The sequence below is a fragment of the Actinophytocola glycyrrhizae genome (genome assembly GCF_042653545.1).
In the GTDB taxonomy this organism is placed as follows: Bacteria; Actinomycetota; Actinomycetes; order Mycobacteriales; family Pseudonocardiaceae; genus Actinophytocola; species Actinophytocola glycyrrhizae.
The window spans coordinates 654630-671984 of record NZ_JBHSIS010000006.1; the positions used below are offsets into that span (position 1 = coordinate 654630).

15 protein-coding genes are annotated in these 17355 nt (G+C 70.6%); 6 read left to right on the forward strand and 9 right to left on the reverse strand.

The window, feature by feature from the left end; all coding sequences use genetic code 11:
- Nucleotides 1–126: 126 nt before the first annotated feature.
- A complete protein-coding gene (locus ACFPCV_RS13810) occupies nt 127–1341 on the reverse strand; it encodes a DUF4241 domain-containing protein (RefSeq protein WP_378056514.1) in 1215 nt (404 codons plus the stop codon).
- A gap of 34 nt (nt 1342–1375) precedes the next feature.
- Between ACFPCV_RS13810 and ACFPCV_RS13815 the strand changes: the two genes are divergently transcribed.
- Together ACFPCV_RS13815 and pcaDC are read left to right on the forward strand one after the other, a co-directional pair.
- Nucleotides 1376–2149 carry a PIG-L family deacetylase gene (locus ACFPCV_RS13815; protein WP_378056515.1) on the forward strand — a complete coding sequence of 258 codons (774 nt, stop codon included), beginning with the start codon at nt 1376–1378 and terminating at the stop codon, nt 2147–2149.
- Nucleotides 2146–3267, forward strand: coding sequence for a bifunctional 3-oxoadipate enol-lactonase/4-carboxymuconolactone decarboxylase PcaDC (gene pcaDC, locus ACFPCV_RS13820; RefSeq protein WP_465251559.1), 1122 nt, complete (start codon nt 2146–2148; stop codon nt 3265–3267). The genes ACFPCV_RS13815 and pcaDC overlap by 4 nt, the downstream gene beginning before the upstream one ends.
- Nucleotides 3268–3389: 122 nt before the next feature.
- Here pcaDC and ACFPCV_RS13830 read toward each other — a convergent pair whose 3' ends face one another.
- Genes ACFPCV_RS13830 through ACFPCV_RS13840 form a run of 3 tightly spaced genes read right to left on the reverse strand, consistent with a single transcriptional unit; the run spans nt 3390 to nt 7524 of the window.
- On the reverse strand, nt 3390–4253 hold the full coding sequence (locus ACFPCV_RS13830; RefSeq protein WP_378056516.1) for a DUF6807 domain-containing protein: 864 nt from the start codon (nt 4251–4253) through the stop codon (nt 3390–3392).
- The gene (locus tag ACFPCV_RS13835) at nt 4244–5308 is read right to left on the reverse strand and encodes a Gfo/Idh/MocA family protein (protein WP_378056517.1); all 1065 of its coding nucleotides are present in this window, start codon (nt 5306–5308) and stop codon (nt 4244–4246) included. The genes ACFPCV_RS13830 and ACFPCV_RS13835 overlap by 10 nt, the downstream gene beginning before the upstream one ends.
- A complete protein-coding gene (locus ACFPCV_RS13840) occupies nt 5308–7524 on the reverse strand; it encodes a beta-glucosidase family protein (protein WP_378056518.1) in 2217 nt (738 codons plus the stop codon). Before ACFPCV_RS13840 ends, ACFPCV_RS13835 begins: the two co-directional genes overlap by 1 nt.
- Nucleotides 7525–7740: 216 nt before the next feature.
- Here ACFPCV_RS13840 and ACFPCV_RS13845 point away from each other — a divergent pair, with 216 nt between their 5' ends.
- Genes ACFPCV_RS13845 through ACFPCV_RS13860 form a run of 4 tightly spaced genes read left to right on the forward strand, consistent with a single transcriptional unit; the run spans nt 7741 to nt 11844 of the window.
- Entirely contained in the window at nt 7741–9054 is a 1314-nt protein-coding gene (locus ACFPCV_RS13845) for an ABC transporter substrate-binding protein (protein ID WP_378056519.1), read from the forward strand.
- Nucleotides 9055–9984, forward strand: coding sequence for a carbohydrate ABC transporter permease (locus ACFPCV_RS13850; protein ID WP_378056520.1), 930 nt, complete (start codon nt 9055–9057; stop codon nt 9982–9984).
- On the forward strand, nt 9981–10799 hold the full coding sequence (locus ACFPCV_RS13855) for a carbohydrate ABC transporter permease (protein WP_378056521.1): 819 nt from the start codon (nt 9981–9983) through the stop codon (nt 10797–10799). The genes ACFPCV_RS13850 and ACFPCV_RS13855 overlap by 4 nt, the downstream gene beginning before the upstream one ends.
- 37 nt (nt 10800–10836) lie before the next feature.
- On the forward strand, nt 10837–11844 hold the full coding sequence (locus tag ACFPCV_RS13860) for a LacI family DNA-binding transcriptional regulator (protein ID WP_378056522.1): 1008 nt from the start codon (nt 10837–10839) through the stop codon (nt 11842–11844).
- Nucleotides 11845–11849: 5 nt separating this feature from the next.
- Here the strand turns inward: ACFPCV_RS13860 and ACFPCV_RS13865 are convergent, their stop codons facing one another.
- The 5 genes from ACFPCV_RS13865 to ACFPCV_RS13885 form a co-directional block, all read right to left on the reverse strand.
- Nucleotides 11850–12929 (reverse strand): hypothetical protein, encoded by a 1080-nt coding sequence (locus ACFPCV_RS13865; protein ID WP_378056523.1) that lies wholly within the window; start codon nt 12927–12929, stop codon nt 11850–11852.
- A gap of 169 nt (nt 12930–13098) precedes the next feature.
- Nucleotides 13099–13710: a DUF7711 family protein gene (locus tag ACFPCV_RS13870; RefSeq protein ID WP_378056524.1), complete on the reverse strand. Its 612-nt coding sequence runs from the start codon at nt 13708–13710 to the stop codon at nt 13099–13101.
- A 13-nt stretch (nt 13711–13723) separates the two neighbouring features.
- Nucleotides 13724–14974 carry a plasmid pRiA4b ORF-3 family protein gene (locus ACFPCV_RS13875; protein WP_378056525.1) on the reverse strand — a complete coding sequence of 417 codons (1251 nt, stop codon included), beginning with the start codon at nt 14972–14974 and terminating at the stop codon, nt 13724–13726.
- A 35-nt stretch (nt 14975–15009) separates the two neighbouring features.
- A complete protein-coding gene (locus tag ACFPCV_RS13880; protein ID WP_378056526.1) occupies nt 15010–15798 on the reverse strand; it encodes a hypothetical protein in 789 nt (262 codons plus the stop codon).
- Nucleotides 15799–15841: 43 nt separating this feature from the next.
- Nucleotides 15842–17113, reverse strand: coding sequence for a plasmid pRiA4b ORF-3 family protein (locus ACFPCV_RS13885; RefSeq protein ID WP_378056527.1), 1272 nt, complete (start codon nt 17111–17113; stop codon nt 15842–15844).
- Nucleotides 17114–17355 lie beyond the last annotated feature (242 nt).

Here is a 17355-nt window from a genome sequence, read left to right on the forward strand (position 1 = left end):
CCGACAGGCCACCGCCCCCTTGCCTGTTGAGACAACAGGCAGACAACTCCGCATTTCCCGAAAAGGAACCCGGACGGGCAATAAATGCTGCCCCGAAAGGGCTTTTCAGTGTCCTGAACGACGCGTTCAGGACACGGTCGACGGAGTGGCGTTGCGGAGGATCATGAAGTCGAACACGAAGCCGGTCACCGCGCCGGACTCGGTGCGGCCGACCCACACGGGGTAGCCGCCGTCGCCCCAGCCCGTTTCGACCGCGAGCAGGTTCGCGCCCGACTCCGGTTCCGGGACGTTCGTGACGTGACCGGAGAACTCCACGTCCTCGATCGTGTCCTCGAAGGACTCCGCGACCTCCGCGTCGACCAACGCGAGCAGGCCACCGTCGACGCCGACCGAGAAGTAGCTGTCGTCGCCGAGCATCCGCACGTCCTCGCCCTCGCGGAGCGCGGGTTCCCAGCGCGCCGCCGGCGCGTCGCTGATCACCAGCTTGGCCGCCGCCACGCGGGTGTGGCCGGGGTCGTCGGCGAACCGGACCACCGACAGCACCAGCGGGTACTCCCCCGGCTCGACGACGTCGACGTACGGCTCCTGCTCGAACATCCACGGGTCCGGATCCGCCGCGACCAGGTTGCCACTCGGCAGCCACAGCCGCCCGCCGTCGACGACCTCCACCGTCACCTCGCGGCCGTCGTCGTCCAGCCGGAACCGGCCGCCCGCGGTGAACATCTCGTCCAGGCCGGCCGGCCGCATCGGGGTCGGCGGGTGCCACGGCGGCGCCACCTCGGGGCCCGCGTCGGCGACCTCGCGGACCGTCAGCCGGACCGGCCCGGCCAGCAGCTCGTCCAGGTAAGCGAGCGCCACCCAGTCGCCGAAACGCGTCATCGGCCGGGACGTCTTCGCCAGTTCCAGTGGCTCGACCTCGTCGAGGTCGTCCGTGAAGCCCCAGTCGTGGCGGTCGCCGTCCAGGCCGTACTCGCTCGACCGCTGGGGCACACCCGTGTCGAACTCGAGCTGGTCCGGCGAGGTGTACACCCACTGCTCGGCCAGCCGCAGCACGAGCATGCCGACGCCGTCCGCGGTGGGGAACCGGCGCAGCTCCACCATCCGGTCGCGCCTGCCCTGGTCGTCGAACAGCCAGGCCGCCGCGTGGTGGGCCTGCCAGCACACCTCGACCAGCGCCAACGGCCTGCCCTCCGCCAGCAACACGACGGCGTACTGCTCACCCGCCTCGTCGCGCTCGCGCGCCACGGACTCCGGAAGCGGTCGCACGACCGTCGCCGACCCGGGGTCCCAGCCCTCGCAGTAGACGACTTGGGCAGAGATGAAGGCGGTGTCAGTGGTCACCCCAGGATCCTGGCACCTCGCGTAAGTTCTCATCATGGCCACCCTGGTTTCCTTCCACGCACACCCCGACGACGAGTGCATCGCCTGCGGCGGTGTGCTGCGCAAGGCGCACGAGGAGGGCCACCGGGTCGTTCTCGTCGTCGCCACCCGCGGTGAGCTGGGCGAAGTGCCCGACGGGTTCCTCGACGACGGCGAGGAGCTGTGGCAGCGCAGGGTCGTCGAGACCCACGCGGCCGCCGACATCCTCGGTGTCGACCGGGTGGAGTTCCTCGGCTACACCGACTCCGGGATGATGGGCGAGCCGACGAACGACCGGCCGGGCACGTTCTGGACCGCGGACGTCGAGGAGGCCGCCGCGAAGCTCGCCGCGATCCTGCGCGAGGAGAACGCGGACGTGCTGACCGTGTACGACGACCACGGCGGCTACGGCCACCCCGACCACATCCAGGTCCACCGCGTCGGCATGCGGGCCGCCGAGCTGGCCGGCACGGAGAAGGTCTTCCAGGCCACGATCAACCGCGACCGCGCCATCGCGGGCCAGCGCGAGTTCGCCGACCGCGCGGGTGTCGAGATGCCGGAGTTCCCCCCGGACTTCGGCACGCCGGAGTCGGTGATCACCTGTTCGGTCGACGTCACCGCGTACACCGGGCACAAGCGCAAGGCGATGCGCGCGCACGCGAGCCAGATCAGCGAGCAGTCGTTCTTCCTGGCGATGCCGGACGACGCGTTCACGTTCGCGTTCGGCACCGAGTGGTTCATCCGCGCCGGTCAGGGCCCCGGGATCACCGAGACGGACCTGATGGCATGACGGTGGACCTCCACCACGAGGTCACCGGGCACGGCACGCCGGTCGTGCTGTCCGGTTCGCTCGGCAGCGACCTGCGCATGTGGGACCCGCAGGTGGCGACGTTGGTGGCGGCCGGTTTCCAGGTGATCAGGTACGACCACCGCGGCCACGGCTCCTCCCCTGCGCCGGAGGGCCCGTACACGCTGGCGGAGCTGGCCACGGACCTGCTGGCGCTGCTCGACCGCCTCGGCCTGCGGCGGGTGTCGCTGGCGGGGCTGTCGCTTGGCGGCATGGTCGGCATGTGGCTGGCCGAGAACGAGCCGGACCGGCTCGACCGGCTGGTGCTGTGCTGCACGTCGGCGGCGCTGGGCCCGGCGTCGATGTGGCGGGAACGCGCGGAAACGGCCCGCACCCAGGGCATGGCGGCACTGGCGGACGCGGCGGTCGACCGCTGGGTGACACCCGCGTTCAAGACCGAGCACCCGGACAGGGCGGCCTGGCTGCGGGACATGGTCGCGGGCCACCCGGCCGAGGGCTACGCGTCGTGCTGCACAGCCATCGAGAAGATGTCGATCGTGGACTCACTGGCCACGATCACCACCCCGACGCTGGTGATCGCGGCCGCCGACGACCCGGCCACCCCACCGGACCACGCCCGCCGCATCGCCGACGCGATCCCCGGCGCCCGGCTGGAGATCGTGCCGAACGCCGCCCACCTCGGCAACGTCGAGCAGCCCGCGGCGTTCACCGGCCTGATCATCGACCACCTCCGCCCGGACCGCGGCGGCACCGGCACGACGACCCGCAGGCAGGTGCTCGGCGACGAGCACGTGGACCGCGCCGAAGCCGCGACGACCGCGTTCACCAGGCCGTTCCAGGAGTACGTCACCGAGGGCGCGTGGGGCTCGGTGTGGTCCCGCCCCGGCCTGGACCGCCGGACCCGCAGCGCGGTGACGCTGGCGGCACTGACCGCGTTGCGCGCACACGAGGAACTCCCGATGCACGTCCGCGCCGCCCGCCGCCACGGCCTGACCGAGGCGGAGATCGCGGAGATCCTGCTGCACACCGCGGTGTACACGGGCGCACCGGCAGCGAACGCGGCATTCACCATCGCGCAACACACACTGGCCGAGGAGTAACGCCCCGGCAGAACCACGGCACAAGTGCCGTCAATGGGCCATTCAGGGCGCCCAGCGCCCGAACGCGCCTTTCAGGGCATTGCCACGGCCCCCGGGTCGCAGCAGCCCCGCGGCCCGAAGCGCTAGCCGAACTCGATCTGCGACACCAGCTTCTCCGGTTGCGGCGCCCCGTCGGCCACCGCGACCGCGTACGACAGCCGCAGCGTCTCCCCCGCCGCCACCGGCACCTCCGCCGCGAAGAACGGCGCCGGGCACACGCACGCGAACGGTGTCGCCCGCACGAACCACATCACCGGGTGCCCCGGGTTGCCCGGCGCGTCCACGAACACCAGCGTCGACGCGCGCCCGTGCCCGTCATGACGGCCCCGGTAGGCGAGCCAGGGCGCGCGGCAGCCCATCAGCTCGTCACCGCCAGTGCCCGTCGGCAGCAGCACCTCACCGTCGGTGAACGACCGAGGTCCGCGCCACATCAGCCCGCCGTACCCGGCGTTCGGGCGTCCCGAGGTGGTGGGGCTGCCGATGGGGATCGTCGCGCCGGACACGTTCGTCATCGCGGTCGTGAACACCAGCACCCACCCATCGTCCACAAGGGACAGTCGCAGGGTGCGTTCCTCGGCGAACAGCACCGAGCCGTCGCCGGACAGCCAGTCGAGCAGCTGCGTCACCGTGCCGCCCTCGACGGTCAGCGTCCGGTGCGCCTGCGTGCCGTTGTTGTCCAGCTGCACGTAACCCTTGTCCCGCACGAAGGTCGGGCCGCCCCAGAAGTTCTGCGTGCCCACGTTCGGCAGCGACCACGCGAGGCCCTTGTGCCACACGTGGTCGTGCGGCCGGTAGATCGACACCACGTCCCCGGTCAGCGTGCGGAGCGGGTGGAAGTACGGCCGGGGCGACTCGACACCCGGCTCCGGCGGCCGGTACACGTACCGGCACAGCGGCATCCCGTCGTGCGTCGCCAGCAGCGCGACCCCGTCGTCGGTCAGTTCCACGGCGCACCCGTCCCGTCCATCCGGTGGTAGAACGGCGAGTCCGGCGTCAGCTCGCCCCTGCGCACCCGCGCGCCGGTGAACGCGGAGGCGTAGATCGCGGCGATCAGCTCGACCGTCAGCCTGGTGTCCGGCAGCGTCACCGGCGGCGCGACACCGGCCGACAGCGCGGCCAGCACGGCCGCGAACTGGGCCTTGTGCCCGCTCGGCACGCCGGACGGGCCGGTCGCCCACGCCGAGGACACCTCGGTCTCGTGTCCCGGCGCGGCCGTGACCCGCCAGTCGTGGTCGGCGTAGCCGTACACGTGGTCCAGCTCGACCGACGCGTGCTCGAAGTCGAACCGCAGGTAGCTCTGTTCTCTCGGGGACACCACACTGTTCACTATCGTCGCGACGGCGCCGTTCGCGAAGGTGACGATCGCGGACGACAGGTCCTCGGTCGCGGTCGGCTTGACCTGCCGGGCCGCGACCGCGACCACCTCGGTCCACTCGCCGAGCACCGACAGCAGCAGGTCGAACTGGTGGATCCCGTGCCCCATCGTGGGCCCGCCGCCCTCGACCTCCCACTTCCCGCGCCACGGCACGGCGAAGTAGTCGTCCGGCCGGAACCACAGCGTGTGGCACACGGCCGCGGTCGGGCGGCCGAGCCTGGCGTCGCCGACAAGGCCGCGCAGGCGGGCGGCGCCGCTGCCGAACCGGTGCTGGAACACGGTCGCGAAGAACGCGTCCCCGGTGGCGGCCTCGATCGCGTCCAGCTCGGCGAGGCTCCGCACCGGCGGTTTCTCGCACAGCACCGACACCCCGCGCGACAGGCACGCGATCGCCTGCGGCGCGTGCAGTCCCGGCGGCGTGCACAGCGTGACCAGGTCCGGTCTCTCGCGGTCGAGCAGCTCGTCCAACGTCGGGTACACCGACGGCACCGACCACTTCTCGGCGTACGCGGCGAGCACGGCGGCGTCGATGTCGGTGGCGGCGACGACACGGGCCCGCCCCGCCAGCGCTTCCGCGTGGAAACCCGCGATCACCCCGGTGCCCACGATCGCGCACGACAGCTCCATCAACTCACCGTAACGCGGGTGTCACGCTCCTCGCCCGGACCGATCTCACGTACCGGACCCTCGACCCGCGCGGGCAGCACGTGCCGCACGTCCGCGCTCGACGCGCCCAGCCACAGCTCGACGTCACCGGGCTCCACGATCCGCGTCCCGGCCAGCCCGGTGAACGCGGTCGCCTCCGGCGGCACCACGAACTCGACGCGCCGCGACTCCCCCGGCGCCAGCCACACCTTCGCGAACCCGAGCAGCTTCTGCACGGGCCGCGTGACCTGCGCGACCGGGTCGTGCAGGTACAGCTGCACGACCTCGGCGCCGTCCCGGTCGCCGGTGTTGGTCACGGTCACGGCGGCGGTCAGGCCGCCGGCGTCGGTGCCGCCGGTGACGTCCGTCCACTCGAAGTCCGTGTACGAAAGGCCGTGCCCGAACGGGAAAGCGGGCGTCGGGTCCACCGAGCTGCTGCCGTTGACCCTGGCCAGCGGCGCGCCGAGGTAGGGCGACGGCGACGCGAACGGGTCCGACGGCACGCTCACCGGCAGCCGTCCCGAGGGCGTCACCTCGCCGGTCAGCACCCCGGCGACCGCGGGCCCGCCTTCCTCGCCGGGGAAGAACGCGGCCACGATCGCGGCGCACCGGTCCGCGTACGCACCGAGCGCGTACGGCCGCCCGGTCAGCAGCACCAGCACCACCGGGGTGCCGGTGGCCAGGACCGCGTCCAGCAGTTCGTGGCCCGGTACCCGCAGGTCGGAGGCGTCGCAGCCCTCACCGGACGTGCCGCGGCCGAACAGCCCGGACAGGTCGCCGAGCGCGACGACGCACACGTCGGCGTCCCGTGCCGCGGCGACCGCCGCCGCGCCGTCCGGGGCGTACCCGGCGTGCGGCAGCACCGACCGCAGCGTCGGGATCTCGACCCCCTTCGGCGCCGACGGGATGTGGCGCGGGAACGTGTAGCAGCCGAGCATGGCCGCCTCGGTGTCCGCCTGTGCGCCGACGAGCGCGACCTTGACACCGTCGCGCAGCGGCAGCACCCCGTCGTTCGACAGCAGGACGACGGACTCCTCGGCGAGCTTCCGCGCGAGCGCGCGCCCGGCAGGCGGGTCGAGGTCCACTGTGGACGGGACGGCCGGCTGCCAGCCGGGGTCGAGCATGCCGAGCGCGCACTTCTGCCGCAGCACCCGGGTCACCGCGATGTCCACGAGCGACTCCGGCACGTCCCCGGCGAGTATCGCGTCCAGCAGCGGCGTGCCGTAACACCGCACCTGCGGCAGTTCCACGTCCACCCCGGCCGCGAGCGCGAGTGCCGCCGCGCCGCCGGAATCGGCCGCGAGCCGGTGCTGCTTCTCGATGAACGTGACGCCGAAGTAGTCCGAGACGACCGTCCCGTCGAAACCCCAGCGTTCCCGCAGCAGGCCGGTGAGCAGCGCGCGGTCGGCGACCGGCGGCACCCCGTCGACGTCGGCGTAGGAGTGCATGACCGACTCCGCGCCTTCCTTCACCGCGGCGAGGAACGGTGGCAGCAGGACGTCCGCGACCTCCCTCGGCCCGGCCGCGACCGGCCCGAAGTTGCGGGCGCCCCGCGAGGCCGAGTAGCCGACGAAGTGCTTGAGCGTCGGCATGATCCCGGCCGACCGCAGTCCCCGCACGTACGCCGTGCCGATTGCGGCGACCAGGTGCGGGTCCTCGCCGATGGTCTCCTCGGTGCGGCCCCAGCGCACGTCGCGGGTCACGTCGAGCACGGGCGCGAGCCCTTGGTGCACACCGATTTCCCGCATGGTCGCGCCGACGGTCGCCGCCATCCGCTCGACCAGCGCCGGGTGCCACGCGGCACCCCACGCGAGGGCGGTCGGGTAGATCGTCGCGCCGTGGGCCATCAGGCCCGAGAGGCACTCCTCGTGGACGACGGCGGGGATGCCGAACCGGCCAGCCGCCACCACCTCCGCCTGCAGCCGCGCGAGCCGCTCGGCGCCGTCAGCCGGCTCGACCGGCGCGGTGCCGAAGGGCCTGGTCAGCTGACCGAGCCCGTTCTTGATCAGCTCGGGCCAGTTGAGGTCGCCGTCCACCAGCTCGTGCTGGAACGGCGCCACCTGGTCGTCCGAAGTGGACTGTCCGAGCCAGACCCCGTACAGCTGGCCCAGCTTCTCGCGCAGCGTCATCCGGCCGACCAGGTCGGCGACCCGCTCATCGGCCGAGCGCGCCGGATCCCGCCACGGCTCGTCGCGCATCGCGCACTCCAATCCCGAAAGTTTCGACCGGCCACAACCGGCCGGATCTCAAGCTAACCGTGACATGTACCGGTAGCAAGGGATTGACCTCGCTGTGACGAGCGTCGTAATCTCCGTCCAACTACCGGATGGATTCCGAAACTTACGGCAGGTTGATCGCGCTGGGGCGAGCTGCTGTCCGCCTCGGCGCGCGGGCCATTCCTGAAAGGCGTGCCCATGGTTCCCCAGCGGCTTCCCAGACGATCCTTCCTCGGACTGCTCGGCGCCGGTGTCGGCGCGAGCGTCCTCGGCACCAGCGCGTGCGGCACCGACGCGACCTCCGGCGGCGGCGACGGCGGCACCTTCCAGGTGTGGGTTCTCCAGGAGGAGAGCCAGAACGTCGCGCACGAGGGCGCCGTCGACCGCTTCAACGAGAACTCCGAGGCCAAGGCGAAGATCCTCGCCACCCCCAACGACGGCTACACCGACAAGCTGCACGTCTCGATGGGCAGCGCGAACAAGCCCGACGTGTTCTACAACTGGGGCGGCGGCAGCATCCGCACGTACGCGCGGGACGGCCTGCTCGTCGACCTCACCCCGCACTTCGAGAAGGACTCGGCGTGGAAGGACAGCTTCCTCCCGTCGGTCCTCGAGGCCGGGACGATCGACGGGAAGTACTACGGCGTCCCCGCCCGCGGCATGCAGCCGGTCATCCTGTTCTACAACAAGAAGGTCTTCGCCGAGCACGACGTGCGTCCGCCGGAGACCTGGTCACAGCTGATGGCCGCGGTCGACCGCTTCAAGTCCAACGGTGTCATCCCGATCGCGCTGGCAGGCGGCGACCCGTGGACCGAGCTGATGTGGGCCGAGTACCTCGTCGACCGCATCGGCGGCTACGAGGTGTTCCAGAAGATCGCCGAGGGCGGGGAGAACGCGTGGGGCGACCCGGCGATCACGAAGTCCATCGACATGATCCGCCGGCTGGTCGACCGCGGCGGCTTCGGTGACAGCTTCGCGTCGGTCCGGTGGGACGGCGCCGGTGCGTCGAACCTGATCGCGCAGGGACAGGCGGCCATGCACCTGATGGGTTCCTGGGAGTACACGAACCAGGTGAACGACCAGCCGGAGTACGCGAAGACCGACCAGGGCTTCACGTCGTTCCCGATCGTCGAGGACGGCGTCGGCGACCCGAAGGCCATCGTCGGCAACCCGACCAACTACTTCTCGATCAGCGAGGACTCCGAGCACGCCGACGCGGCCATCGAGTTCCTCAAGCAGGAGATGGCCTCGGACGCGTACGTCGAGAAGTGGCTCGAGGCAGGCGACGTGCCCGCGGTGACCGGGCTCGAGGACAAGATGGACAAGGCGGCGGACCCGGCGTTCGCCAGGATGGTCTACGACATGGTCATCGAGGCCCCGACGTTCCAGCTGTCCTGGGACCAGGCCATCGAACGCGCACAGGCGCAGCCGATGCTCGACGCGCTGTCGAAGGTGTTCCTCGGCCAGCTCGACGCCGCCGGGTTCGTCAAGGCGAACGAGGACGCGGCGTAGATGGTCGCCGTGACCGAGCAGCGGGCGCCGGTGCGGAACGCACCGGCGCCGCCGCGGCGGCGGACGCGGCGCGTGAACCGGCCGCGGTCCTGGTACCTGCTGCCCGCGGCGGTGTTCTTCGGCCTGTTCGCGGCGTTTCCGCTCGTGCTGGTGCTGTACCTGTCGCTCACCGACTGGAACGGCATCGGCACGCCCACGTTCGTCGGCATGGCGAACTGGGTGCGGCTGTTCGACAACGACGTGATCTGGGACGTCACGTCGACGACACTGCTGCTGACCGTGCTGTTCTGGGTGACGCAGACACCGCTTTCCATCCTGCTCGGCGTGTGGGCGGCCGGGCCGCAGCGCAACCGCGCCGTCCTCTCCGCGCTGTTCTTCCTGCCGCTGCTGCTGTCGACCGCCGCCATCGCGTTGCTGTTCAACCGGATGTTCGACCCGTACGTGGGGATCGGCCGCGGGCTGGAGCCGTTCCGCAACATCCTCGGCACCACCTCGGGGGCGATCACCGCGATCGTGATCGTGGTGGGCTGGCAGTTCATCCCGTTCCACACCCTGCTCTACCAGGCCGCGGCACGGAACGTCCCCAAGGTGCTGTACGACGCGGCCACCGTCGACGGCGCGGGCCGGTGGTACCAGTTCTGGTACATCACGCTGCCACAGCTGAAGAACACGATCATCACGTCGTCGACCATCATGATCGTCGGTTCGCTGACCTACTTCGAGACGATCTTCCTGCTGACCAACGGCGGGCCGGGCACCGGGACGCGCACACTGCCGCTGGAGATGTACTTCCGGTCGTTCCGGTCCTACGAGTTCGGCTACGCGTCCGCCATCGCGTCGGTGCTGGTGATCGTGGCGACCACCATCTCACTGCTCATCGTCCGGTTCTCCGGGTTCGCGAAGATGCGGTCCACCTTGGAGGGACTGTGAAGACCAGGCCCAACTACGTCGCGGGCGCCATGGCCGCGATGTGGCTCGTGCTCGTCGGGGTGCCGATCTACGCGATGGTGTCCTGGAGCCTGCAGACCAGGGACAGCTTCCTCGACCGGGGGCCGCTCGCGCTCCCGGCCTCGATCACGTTCGCCAACGTCGCGGAGGTGCTGGACAGCGGCTTCGGGCGCTACCTGCTGAACACCGCGATCGTCACGGTGTCGTGCGTGGCACTGACGCTGGTGGTGGCGATCCCCGCCGCGTACGCGATCGTCCGGTCCATGAGCTGGTTCTCCGGTGCCATGTTCCGGCTCTTCCTGGCCGGCCTGGCCATCCCCGCGCAGGCCACCATCATCCCGCTGTACCTGATCATCAACCGGATGCAGCTGTACGACTCGCTGACCGCGATCATCCTGCCCACGGTCGCGTTCGGCCTGCCGCTCGTGATCCTGGTGCTGGTCGGGTCGCTGCGGGACGTGTCCAACGAGCTGTACGACGCGATGACGGTGGACGGCGCGGGCCCGTTCCGGATCCTGTGGCAACTGGTGATCCCGATGTCCAAGGGCGCCATCGCCGCGGTGGGCACGTACACGGCGCTGGGCGCGTGGAACCAGTTCCTGTTCCCGCTGGTGCTGACGCAGAGCCCGTCGACGCGGGTGCTCACGCTCAGCCTGACCAGCTACAAGCAGGAGTTCCAGATCAACGTGCCGGGGATGATGATGGCGGTCATGCTCACCGCCCTCCCGGTGTTCGTCCTGTACCTGGTGGCACGCCGGTGGCTGATCGCAGGCCTCGCCGGGATGGGCAGCAAGTAGGATTCCGAAAGTTTCGGACCGTTTCGGGGAGTTGCGCATGGCGAGAGAACGCAAGGTGACGATCAACGTCATCGCCGCGGAGGCAGGCGTGTCGGTGCCCACGGTGTCCAGGGTGCTGAACGGCAGGTCAGACGTGTCCCCGACCACCCGAGCACGCATCGAGGCGCTGCTGGCCCAGCACGGCTACCAGCGCAGGGGGTCACGCAGGGGCGAGCACGCGGGCCTGGTGGACCTGGTCTTCAACGACCTGGACAGCCCGTGGGCGGTGGAGATCATCCGCGGCGTGGAGGACGTGGCCCACGCGGCCCAGGTGGGCACGGTCGTGAGCGCCATCCACCGCCACTCGGCCGCCACCCGCCAGTGGCTGGACAACCTGCGGGCCCGCAAGTCGGACGGCGTGATCCTGGTGACGTCCACCCTGCAACCGGGTCACCAGGCAGAACTCCGCCGCCTGAACGTCCCGGCGGTGGTGATCGACCCGGCGGGTGGCCCGGCGCTGGAGGTCCCGACGATCGGCGCGACCAACTGGGCGGGCGGCCGGGCCGCGACGGAACACCTGACGTCCCTGGGCCACCGCAGAATCGGCTTCATAGCGGGCCCCACCTCCCTGCTGTGCAGCCGAGCCCGCCTGGACGGCTACCGAGCGGCACTGGACGCCGCGGGCCTGCCGGTTTCGGACGAACTGGTCCAGCCGGGCGACTTCTACCACGAGTCCGGCTTCCGGGGCGCCACCGCACTGATGTCGCTGCCGGAACCCCCGACGGCCATCTTCGCCTCCAGCGACCAGATGGCCTTCGGCGTGTACGAGGGCCTGAGGCAACGGGGCCTGCGGGTCCCCGACGACGTGAGCGTGGTGGGCTTCGACGACCTGCCGGAAGCCCGCTGGGCCTCTCCCCCACTCACCACGGTCCGCCAACCACTGGCGGAAATGGGCACGCTGGCAGCCAGAATGCTGCTACGCCTGTCCCGGGGCGAGGAAAACGACAGCCCCCGCGTGGAACTGGCAACAGACCTGATCGTCCGCAACAGCACAGCCCCGCTCTGAGCCGGTCACCGGACCGCGGCGCGCAGGTGGTCGGGCAGGCGCGCCCGCTCGCCGAGCCACGCGACCCAGTCAGGCAGCAACGACTTCGCGGCGATCGTGACCGGCTCGTCCGGCAGCCAGTCGCTGAGCAGTGCGATCTGGGTCTCCACCCGTCGCGGTGACACCGAATACCACGTCTCGGGCAGGGCTCCTTCCATCCACTGCTCCGCCAACGACGCGACCGCGTCGGGATCGGGTGGCACGCCACGCGTGTTCTCGTACCAGGCAGTGAACTCGGCGACCATCAGCGTGCTGTCGCAGTCGTACGGCGACTCGTCCAGTGGCAGCGGCATGCCCCGCGCAGCCAGCGCCTCGGCGAGGTCATCCTGGCGACGCTGGGCGCGGAACCAGTTGTCCATGGCCACGCGGGACTCGTCACCGAAGACCGCCAGGCCGCCGATGTCGAGTTGCGAGAGACACGTCAGTTCGCCGACGTCCTCGACCGGGCGCGGTGTCACGTCGCCCGCCGCGGCACCGACGTCCGCGAGCCACGCGGCCGCGGCCTGGTCGACATCGTCGAACACTCCCGCGGAGACCAACCGCACCATCTCGGACGCGTCGATGTCGAACAGGTACACGCACGGGTCGTCCTCGTAGGAGAAGCGCGCGAGCACGGCGAACCGCGAGCCGTAGACGTCCCGCATCCGGAACACCTCGCCGGTCGCGGTCACCCGCGGTGGATCAGCGAGCCCGTAGTCGACCTCCGGCGCACCGATCGACGCGAGCCCGAGCAACAACCGCCGCGCGTCCCGCTCCCGAGCCGCACCGGCAAGCTCGTCGAACCACCACGAGAAGTGCAGCCCGGCGTGCCCTTCCTGAATGACCCGGTGCAACTGGGCACCCACCAACTCGCAGGTCAGCTGCTCGGTCTCCCGCAGCCCACGAACCGACTCGAGCCGCACCGCACCATCGAGCACCGCCGTGATCGTCGGCTCGAACCAGGCGGGCTTCCCTGTCCCCAAGCCGACCGTCCGGACCGCCCGCGCCTGCACGCGGCGGCGCTTCTTCGACTTCTTGGGCTTGCGACCACGAGAAACGGGCGACATGCGGGCGATGATAGTGACCGCCGAACGTCGGTCAGACGCCTGTCGAGCAGGTCGAGGTAACCGGATGGGGGTTACCGGGCGAGTGGGTCTGCGTGGTCCCCGGACCGGGTTCTGGTGAGCCGGCTTCTTGTGGTTCGTCCTCGCCGGGGCGCGCAGCGCCGGGGTGGGATCACTGCGGCTCGTCGTCGGGTGGGGTCTTCGCGTCCAGGAGGTCCAGGTAGCCCGCCACCGCCTCCCACAGGGCGTTCTCCGGGTACCGGTGGTTGCCGCGGTTCTCCTGCCGCCAGTCCCGTTCCCAGTAGTTCGCATGCACCGCACGCAGACGCGCCAGCGCCGTGTCCAGTGCCGCGGCCGTCTGGGCACGCACCTCGCCCGGGTCGGCCACCACCCGAGGCAGGTCGGCGAACCGGCGCTCCGACAGCGCCCGCAGCACGTCCTCGTCGGGGCCGTCGAGGGACCAGAACCGCACCGGCTCACGGATGTGGTGGTTCCACACCGGATCGTGCCGGGAGCGCCACCAGTACGCGTAGGCACCCTTGTCGAGACGGAGCACGTCGACGAGCCATCTCGTGCCGTTCGGCTGGGACTCCCACGGCACCTGTTCGGACGGCAGGTCCAGCACCATCGCGACCTCGACAAGCTCGATCGAGTCGGCGCCGTCCAGCACCTCGCCGAACACGTAGGCCTCGCGCAGCAGCGACTCGTCAAGCGTCGATGACGTGGTCTGCTGACACGCCTGCGCCAGCATGCGAAGCCGCTGCACGGCGCGCCGGTAATGCATGTCCGCCTTCCCTTCAGCGTCGGAAAGTGATGAAACCCGCGTGCGACGCGACAGTCAGGCGGCGGTTGGCCTCGTCGGGATCGAAACGCGCCGGGTCGAACCGGGCGGGACTGTCCAGCCCGAACCAGTCGAGCATGGACCGGTGCTCCTCGTGACCGGGGTCGGCGAGGATCTCGGCCAACTGCCGGTATCCCCCCACACCACCGCAGTCCTCCGGCGGGCAGGCACCCTGTCCCGCGACACACCGTGGGTAGCGTTGACCGGACTCGGCGACGGTCGCTTCCTCGACGAGGATCTCGTGGTCCCAGCAGTCGCCGAAGTCGTAGGTGTACTCCAGGCGCTCACCCGGTGCCACCAGGTCGTTCAGCTTCGTCGCGTGTTCGTCGTGGAACCCCAGTTCCGGGTCCGGCACCCCGTAGCTGGTCTGCCCGTCGCTGAAGGCGTGCAGGTGTGCGTTCTGCCAGCCCATCGTCGCCTGTACCACCTCGTGCAGGCGGTCGAGCCGGATCGTGGCCGGCACCAGCACCCGCCGCCACACCGGCGGATCGTCCGCTTCCACCAGGGTGATCCTCAGCTGGTAGGCGGGATCACCGGGCTCCGGCTCGTCCAGGAGCCTGCGCATACCGGACCGGCCGAGGTCGGTCAGCGCCGCCGTCTCGTCCTCGATCGTCACCGCACCCAACCGCCGCAGCGCATCGAGCACGCACTCGGTGTCGCGGTCGTTGCACCTGCGCCAGAGGCCGAGCTGGAACTCGGTGGCATCGTCCAGTACGTACGGCGCGGTCGCGACCTCCCAGGCCATCGCGCACAGGCGGCCGACCGGCTGGTCGGCCTGGTACAGCGAGGTCAACATCATACGGCTGCCGCTCGCGAACTCCGGGCGCAGCGGCGACTCGCTGACCCCGGCAGGCAGAAACGCCTCGCCCATCCGGTCGAACGTCGTGAACAGCGTCAGCCACAGTGCCCACTCGTCGTCGAGCAGAGCCGCGTTCTTCTTGACCGGCACCAGTTTGTTGCCGAGCTTGCGGACGAGCCGCGCCACCTTCGCCCACTCCACGACGAGCGTCAGGTTGTACAGTTCCCGGCTCGATCCGGTCCGGTACACGTGATCGCCGATGGCGGGATCGAGCACGTCGCCGGTCCCCAGCAACTCCACCAGCACCCGCGCGTCGGTCATGGTGACGCGCCCGGTCTGGGTCAGTTTGCGCCCCGCGCCCACCCAGCTCACGAACGCCCGCACCTGCTCGACCAGCTCCGACTTCATCCACACCTCCTGGCATCGTGCCCGGAGTCTAGGTGTCAGTCGAACAAGCCGCCCTGGACGGGGACATCCTCGGCCGACCTCCGGCCCCACGCCTGGATGGTGGCGTCGGGATCCGCGAGGGCCAGCGCTCGCGCACGGCCGGACTCGCCCCATTCGGTCAGCCGTTCGAGCGCCGCCATCCGTGCCGGCTTGCTGGGCCAGCGCAGGGCGGTCTCCACCACCTCGCGCGCCTGCTCCGGCCCCAGTGCGCCGGTGGCCCGTACCGCACCCGCGGCCACGGCGCTGCCGTGCCTGGCAGGCAACGCACGCGCGCGCTCCATCACGTCGCCGGGGATGGCCCGCTCCCGGACCAGCACCCGCTCGGCGGCCCAGGTCCGAAGCGGCGGCCACACCCGACGTTCGGTGGTGAAGGGCGTGGCCGGATCGGCCCGCACCTGCCGCGGCGGGCGCCGTTCCCCTGGTTCGCCCAGATCGACCTCGACGAGCACGCCGCCCATCAGGTCGGCCGGGAGCACGTACCGCACCGTGTCCGACCACAGCAGTTCCTCGGCGAGCCGGTCCTCCTCGGCTTCGCCGAGGATCCCCGTCGCCGCGATGCCTGCCGGCACGCGGACTCCTGCCCGCCGCCAACGCCAGTCCGTGCACAACAACAACGCCGAGTCGAACGGCGCTGGCTGTCCAGCGTCGTGCAGGCGCCGGAAGGTGTCGACCGCGACCTCCGGCGGCAGCGCGGGCCCGGAGGGTTCGGTCACCAGCAGCCGCCAGAGTGCCTGCGCGTCCGGCACCTCGGCGACATTCGCGGTCGACTCGTCACGTGACCACACGACTCGTCATTCTCTCCGATCCGGGTCAGCCCACGAGAACCGGTCAATGGTCCGCGACCAGCTTACGCAACCGCTTGTCGACGGCCTCGATGTCGAAGGGCGACGGCTCCTCGGGATCGTCCGGGTCGTAGTACTCGATCGGGTTGTCACCCGTGCCCGCGACGCATTCCGGGTACGGCAGCGGATGATCGTCCAGAACCTTCTCCAGCACGATCTCGTGCTGCCAGCACGCACCCATGTCGTAGGTGTGGGAGATCTTCGCGCCGCGCTGGGGCAGTGCCCGGAACAGCGGCATGGCGTCCTCGTCCCCCGTCTCCTCGAGCCGGTGGAAGGGGTCGGCGTACCGGCGATGTCCGACGGTGAACACGTGCAGGTGGTCGTCGTCCCAACCGAACAACACCGTGATCACCTGATGGAGGAGCCCGAGTGTGGCGTTCTCCGCGAGCAGGACCGTGCGCCAGCATTTCCCGGACAGTGAGACCTTGAGCCGCTGAACCGGCACCGGCGTACCGGCCACGGAGGCGAGGGCTTCGGCGACAGCCTCGGCGTGCGGGTGCCCGCTGTCGGCGATCCGGTCGATCCCGGCGGCATCGAGGAGGTTCATCACGGCGTAGCGCGCCGTGGCGGCACCGTGGCGGACGAGGTCGATGTGGGCGTACTCGGTGGCCAGCCAGACCAGGTCCTCGGGGGACGGCGGCGGTGCCTGCTCGGCCTGGTACGCCAACGCCCGCACGTGTGCGGCCAGGTTGGGAAACCGTTCGGCGGCGCGGAAGGCGGCAACCGCCTCGTCCCCCAGGTCACCGATGAGACCGACCGCCGCCACTCGCTCGGCCGGGGACGCTTCAGCGGCGCCCTCGACGAGTTCGGTGACGATCCGGGTTCTGGTGCGATCGCCGAACCAGCGGCGGGCCCGGTTCCAGGCGTCGATCTCATCGGCGTCGGCCAGCAGGCCCAACAGGTCGCTCACCGACATGCCGGGGGTGATCTGCGGCGGCACCACCCGCCGCAGCTCCGACTCGACCCAGACACCCAGTGGTGTCAACCGCGTCCCCTCGACGGCGCCGAACAGACGCAGCACGGCCAGCGCCCCATCGACCGGGTGGACGCGGCCATGGCGCTGCGGAGCTGTCCGGTAGGTCCAGTCGCCGCGATCGTGCATGACGTGCTCGACTCGGTGCCGCAACACCCTCTCGTCGTCAAGCTGGTGCTCGGTCACCTCGGTCAACGTCACCAGTGCGGTGACACGAGGATCGGAGCCGAGCGTGTCACCGGCCTCGACCTCCAGCAATGCCTGCAGGCCCGCCCAGTGGATCATCCAGTTTGCCCGCCTGAACAGCTCGCTTGCCCGCGACAGCGATCAGGCCGGCGCCGACCGCCACGACCCAGGGCAGGTGCACGTCGGAAACGTCGGCGGCCCGTCGAACCTTGCGGACGGGTACCGGCGCGCCCACCGTTCGTGCGGCGTCGGCGACGTCGACCGGACGAAGCGCTCCACCAGGTGTGACAGGTATGCCGTCCGCACCGACCCATTCGGCCAGACGAACGGCCGACACGATC